Source organism: Bacillus sp. LR_5 (assembly GCF_042709275.1).
The window spans coordinates 1-5,271 of sequence record NZ_JAVAXX010000370.1 but is presented as its reverse complement, the minus strand read 5'-3'; the positions used below and the strand labels follow the sequence as shown (position 1 = coordinate 5,271).

At 43.3% G+C, this 5,271-nt stretch carries 4 protein-coding genes; 1 reads left to right on the top strand and 3 read right to left on the bottom strand.

The window, feature by feature from the left end; genetic code table 11:
- Both tlpA and mcpB read right to left on the bottom strand, forming a co-directional pair.
- The coding region (gene tlpA, locus RAC86_RS34945; protein WP_377886647.1) for a methyl-accepting chemotaxis protein TlpA at nucleotides 1-1,945 on the bottom strand (1,945 nt) is incomplete at its 3' end.
- 175 nt (nucleotides 1,946-2,120) lie between these two features.
- Nucleotides 2,121-4,109 carry a methyl-accepting chemotaxis protein McpB gene (mcpB, locus tag RAC86_RS34940; RefSeq protein WP_015714604.1) on the bottom strand — a complete coding sequence of 663 codons (1,989 nt, stop codon included), beginning with the start codon at nucleotides 4,107-4,109 and terminating at the stop codon, nucleotides 2,121-2,123.
- A 156-nt stretch (nucleotides 4,110-4,265) separates the two neighbouring features.
- Here mcpB and RAC86_RS34935 point away from each other — a divergent pair, with 156 nt between their 5' ends.
- On the top strand, nucleotides 4,266-5,003 hold the full coding sequence (locus RAC86_RS34935) for a protein-glutamine gamma-glutamyltransferase (RefSeq protein WP_003228904.1): 738 nt from the start codon (nucleotides 4,266-4,268) through the stop codon (nucleotides 5,001-5,003).
- Nucleotides 5,004-5,016: 13 nt separating this feature from the next.
- Here the strand turns inward: RAC86_RS34935 and RAC86_RS34930 are convergent.
- Nucleotides 5,017-5,271: hypothetical protein (locus RAC86_RS34930; protein ID WP_003242211.1), on the bottom strand; the 255-nt coding region annotated here is incomplete at its 5' end.

The window sequence follows — 5,271 nt, the reverse complement described above, 5'->3', positions numbered from 1 at the left end:
CAGACATTCTTTCAAGCGTCAGTGCAGATGAACTAATCTCCTCCATGGATGCCAGCTGTTCCTCAGCTGAAGCGGCGATATCTTGGATGCCATCCGAGCTTTCCTTAGAAATGGCTGTGATATCATTTGAAGCTGCGGAAATTTCTTGAGCTCCCGCTGACAGCTCCTCAACCGTCGCATTCATGTTTTGCAGCTCGGAAGCAATTTGATTGGTCATTTGCGATATATGTTTGAAGCTCTGTTTAGTTTCATCCGTCATGACAAGCCCTGTTTCAACTTCTTTGTTTACGGACTGAAGCACGTTCAGTGATGTGTGAATTTCTTTTACTATTTCACTGATCAGCGATTCAATTTCTTTTGCCGAGTCAGCCGACTGTACCGCGAGCTTTCTCACTTCCTCAGCGACGACTGAGAAGCCCCGGCCATATTCACCCGCTCTGGCCGCTTCAATGGCGGCATTTAAAGCCAAAAGATTGGTTTGATCCGCAATGCCGTTGATGACACGCAAAATATTCGTGATATCCTTTGATTTGATCTCCAGCCCTTTCACCACTTGTTCCGCTGCTTTTACGGAATGGTCAATTGTGTTCATTTGGCCGGCTGTTTTCTGGACGAGTGTCTCCCCTTTACTTGACACTTCTGTTGAATCTGCGGATGTTTCTGTAATCACTGCTGCAGCCCGCGCCAGCTCTGCCAATCCGTCATTCATTTCATTAATTTGTTCGGTTGTCGTTTCTATTTTCTCGCTTTGGCTTTCACTGCCGTTTGAAAATTGCTCGATAGCCATCGTAATGTGCTCAGTGGCTCTGCTTGTCTGGTCTGCCGATGCAGTCAGCTCTTCAGACGATGAGGCAACGTGCTCTACTGAGTCTTTGATCCCGTGAATGAGCGAGCGAAGCGAGTGTGCCATATGATTGAAGCTCTCGCTCAGAACGCCGAGTTCATCTTTTGAATTGATTTCAATCGTTTCGGTTAGATCGCCTTCACTAATTTTTTCAGCGGATGCGACAATGCGTCTCAATGGCTTTGTGATGGATCGAATCACAAAATAAATCGCCGTCATTCCAGCTGCGATGGCAATCGCCAGAACGATTGAAGCCATGATCAGAACCCTGCTTGCAGCATTGTGAATCTCGTTTGCATACATCGTGCCGCTGATTTTCCAGCCTGTTGTTTCGCTTGTTGCAAATGCCATTTTTTTCCTTTTGCCTTTGTACGTATATTCAAAGTCCCCGCTTTTATCCTTGTAGAGCTTATCAACCCAGTCCCCTTTTAGCTCTGTTCCCGCTTTTTCTCCGGAGTAGGCGATGACTTTCTTGTTTTGGCTCAAAATAAAAGCATAGCCTTCTTTTCCGATATTGATTCCTTTCGCGGTAGTGACTAAGTCATCAATTTTCATATCAATGGCGACAACACCTGACCCATCTACCGTTTGACGGGCGATGGTGACGACCATTTTTCCTGATGAAATCGATTCATAAGGCTCAGTGACAATTGTTTTGCCTTTATTGGCCATTGCTTCTTTGTACCAATCTCGTTCCAAAGCATTAAAGTCACTTGGCATGTCAGCGTACGGATAACGGGTGAATTCCCCGTCTTTGCCGCTTGAAAATACCGCAGCGACATTATCATTCATTTGGATAAATTGTTTAAATTCCTGTTTCAGCTCTGTTTTCTTTTTATCCTGAAATTTTTCTTCTGTAGCCCAATCGCTGAAATATGCGAGGCTTTTTTCAGTCGTGCTGATTTTATCATCAATGATGTGATCTAATATCTGAACATTTTCCTTTGCGCTTTGCGTCATCTGTACATCAAGTGAGGCAACTGCTGATTGATAAGCGCTAACCGAAAGGGCGGTTAGCGGAACAATTAAGATCAGCAGGAAAGAAATAATAAGTCTCCTTGCAATTGATGATCTACGAATAGTGGTGAGTGTTTTTTTCATTTCCTTTTGAACCTTCTTTCAATAATTTACAAATTATATCGGCGGATCTTCCTTTAAATTACATTGAAAATAGAGGAAAAAATGAAAAATAGTTCTAAATTCACCTGTTAAACTAGGACTTTATTATTGTTTACCATATAAAAAACAGCGCTTTGATAGCGCTGTTTTTCGGCTTTTACTCGATTTTAAATTGTTTCGTCAGATCACGAAGCTCTTCTGCCATCTGCGCAAGAGTGGTCGCTGAGGAACTGATTTCTTCCATGGAAGCAAGCTGTTCTTCAGCTGATGCGGCAATGTCCTGGATGCTTGCCGAGCTTTCTTTCGACACGTCTGCAATGCCGCTGACTGCTGCTGAAACATGCTGTGAACGGTCTGACAGCTGCTCGACGGTGGAATTCATCGTCTGCAGCTTGCCCGCGATTTCGTTTGTCATGCTGAAAATGCTCTGGAAGCTTTCTTTTGTATTGTCTGTGACAACAAGTCCGGACTGTACTTCCTGATTGACCTCTTTAAACATGTGAAGAGAGGTTTCGATTTCTGCGACGATTTCTTGGATCAGCTTTTCGATTTCTTTTGCTGAATCGGCTGATTGGACAGCCAGCTTGCGCACTTCCTCCGCTACGACAGAGAAGCCGCGTCCTGACTCTCCGGCACGCGCCGCTTCAATGGCTGCGTTTAGTGCAAGCAGATTTGTTTGGTCAGCGATTCCGTTGATGACTCTCAAAATGCTTGTGATGTCTTTTGATTTTCCTTCTAAGCCTTTGACAACAGCTTCAGCCTGCTGAACAGATTGATTAATCGAGTTCATTTGTCCGACTGTCTGCTGCACAAACTTCTCACCCGTTCCGGCGATTTCCGTTGATTGGATAGATGCCTTTGTAATATCTGACGATGTTTGTGAGACTTGCTGGAGTCCTTCATTCATTAAGTTCAGCTGATGAGAGCTGGATTCAACCTTTTCGCTTTGCTCCTCGTTTCCGTTTGAGAACTGCTCAATCGCCATCGTAATATGCTCGGTGGCTTTACTCGTCTGCCCGGCAGATGCCGTAAGCTGTTCGGAAGATGCGGCCACATTGTTCACCGAGTCCTGAATAGCGCTGATCAGAGAGCGGAGAGATTGTCCCATTTCATTGAAGCTTTCCCCAAGCTCCCCAAGCTCATCCTTTGAATGGATTTCGATCGTTTCGGTCAGATCCCCCCTGCTGATCGTTTTCGATGATTGAACAAGACGTTTTAACGGTTTTGTAATCGAACGAACGATAAACAGAATTAAAATTCCGCCTGCCACAATGGAAGCAATCAGCACGATCATTCCTGTTGTCAGCACAGACTTTGAGGCATCCTTAATTTCATCCATATACATTGTGCCGGCTATTTTCCAACCAGTCAGTTCGTTTGTAGTATAGGTCATCTTTTTATCTTCGTTATTAAGAGTATACTGGAGTTCACCGCTGTCATTCGCATACATTTTGGCTACCCAGTCGCCTGAAAGCTTTTCTCCAGCCTTATGGTTCTTGTGGGCGACATAGGTTTTGTTTTTTGTTGCAATGAAAGCATAACCTTCTTTTCCGACCTTGATTTGTTTCATTTGTTCTAACAATTTATCAATGGTAATATCCATGGCGACAACGCCAGATCCGTCCTTCAGCTCCTGTGCAATGGTAATGACCATGCTTCCGTCACTCGCAGCCACGTAAGGATCTGTCACGACAATTTCACCGCCGGCCTTCATCGCATCCTGGTACCAAGGCCGTTGTCTCGGGTCGTATCCTTCCGGCAATTTTTCTTTTGGCGCTTGTACATAAGTGCCGTTATCTGCGCCCCCATAAATTCTGGCTACTCCTTGATTAATAGATACATATTGTGAAAATTTAGCTTTGATCTCTTCTTGATTCGATTTCCCTTTGAATGCGGATCTTTTAAGAGATTCACTGAAAAAGGTGACTGCTTTCGCTTTTTCTCCCAGATCATTTGTAACAGTTGTATTAAATGTATCGACACTGTTTTTCGCATTTCCCATAATTTCCTGATCCAGCTTTCCGCTGGCGCTTCGGTAAGAGCTAAATTCTAATATAAGAATAGGGATAATGAGAATCGCAATAAATGAGACGATTAATTTCTTTGAAATAGACGGTTTCTTCAGCCAATTGATAAAAGTCTTCATGTCACTTGCTCCTTCAGGTTTGATACAGTATATATCGGCTGCTTAAAAAAGTTTTAAAATAAAAATGGAAGAAGTTCTTTTTGGCTGTCTTCTGTCTTTTTAACTTTCATTGCCCAAGCTCTTTGCATATCTTATAAAAAACAAGGGGGGCTAAACATGATTATTGTATCAGGACAATTGCTCCGTCCCCAGGATATTGAAAATTGGCAGATTGATCAAAATCTGAACCCGCTGTTAAAAGAGATGATTGAGACGCCTGTTCAGTTTGATTATCATTCAATTGCTGAACTGATGTTTGAGCTTAAACTGCGGATGAATATTGTAGCAGCGGCAAAGACGCTGCACAAAAGCGGGGCGAAGTTTGCCACTTTTTTAAAAACATACGGGAATACAACGTATTGGAGAGTTTCACCGGAGGGCGCCTTGGAGCTGAAATACAGAATGCCGCCTTCAAAAGCGATTCGGGACATTGCAGAGAACGGCCCGTTTTATGCGTTTGAATGCGCAACCGCAATCGTTATCATTTATTACTTGGCCTTAATCGATACAATCGGTGAAGATAAATTCAATGCCAGCTTTGACAGAATTATTTTATATGACTGGCATTATGAGAAATTGCCGATATATACGGAAACAGGACACCACTTTTTCCTTGGAGATTGTTTGTATTTTAAGAATCCTGAATTTGATCCGCAAAAGGCGCAATGGAGAGGCGAAAATGTGATTTTACTGGGGGAAGATAAATATTTTGCCCATGGTCTTGGAATCTTAAACGGAAAGCAAATTATTGATAAGCTGAATTCTTTTAGGAAAAAAGGAGCCTTACAGTCAGCCTACCTTCTGTCTCAGGCGACCAGACTGGATGTTCCGTCTCTTTTCCGCATCGTCCGCTAAAAAGCCCCATCGCCTATTTTCGGGACGATGGGGTTTCAAATGCCTTTCGTTTTCGATAGAAGGGGGCTGTGCCGAAATATTGGTTCGCAGCCCACTCCATTTTTTCAAGGTCGTTTCTTGTCACGATTGGATCCAGGCTGCTCCATTTGATAAAGCGGACAAAATAGTAGCCTTTGATAGGAGCCATTGTAACTTTTGAGTGAGGCCAGCCTTCAAATACAAACTCAATTTTCCCTCTTTTTTTATAAGAATATTGAAGAATGTTCAT

Excerpts from the sequence above, each read along its gene's own strand:
- mcpB (WP_015714604.1), bottom strand. The coding sequence starts at position 4,109 with ATGAAGACTTTTATCAATTGGCTGAAGAAACCGTCTATTTCAAAGAAA.
- RAC86_RS34935 (WP_003228904.1), top strand. The coding sequence starts at position 4,266 with ATGATTATTGTATCAGGACAATTGCTCCGTCCCCAGGATATTGAAAAT.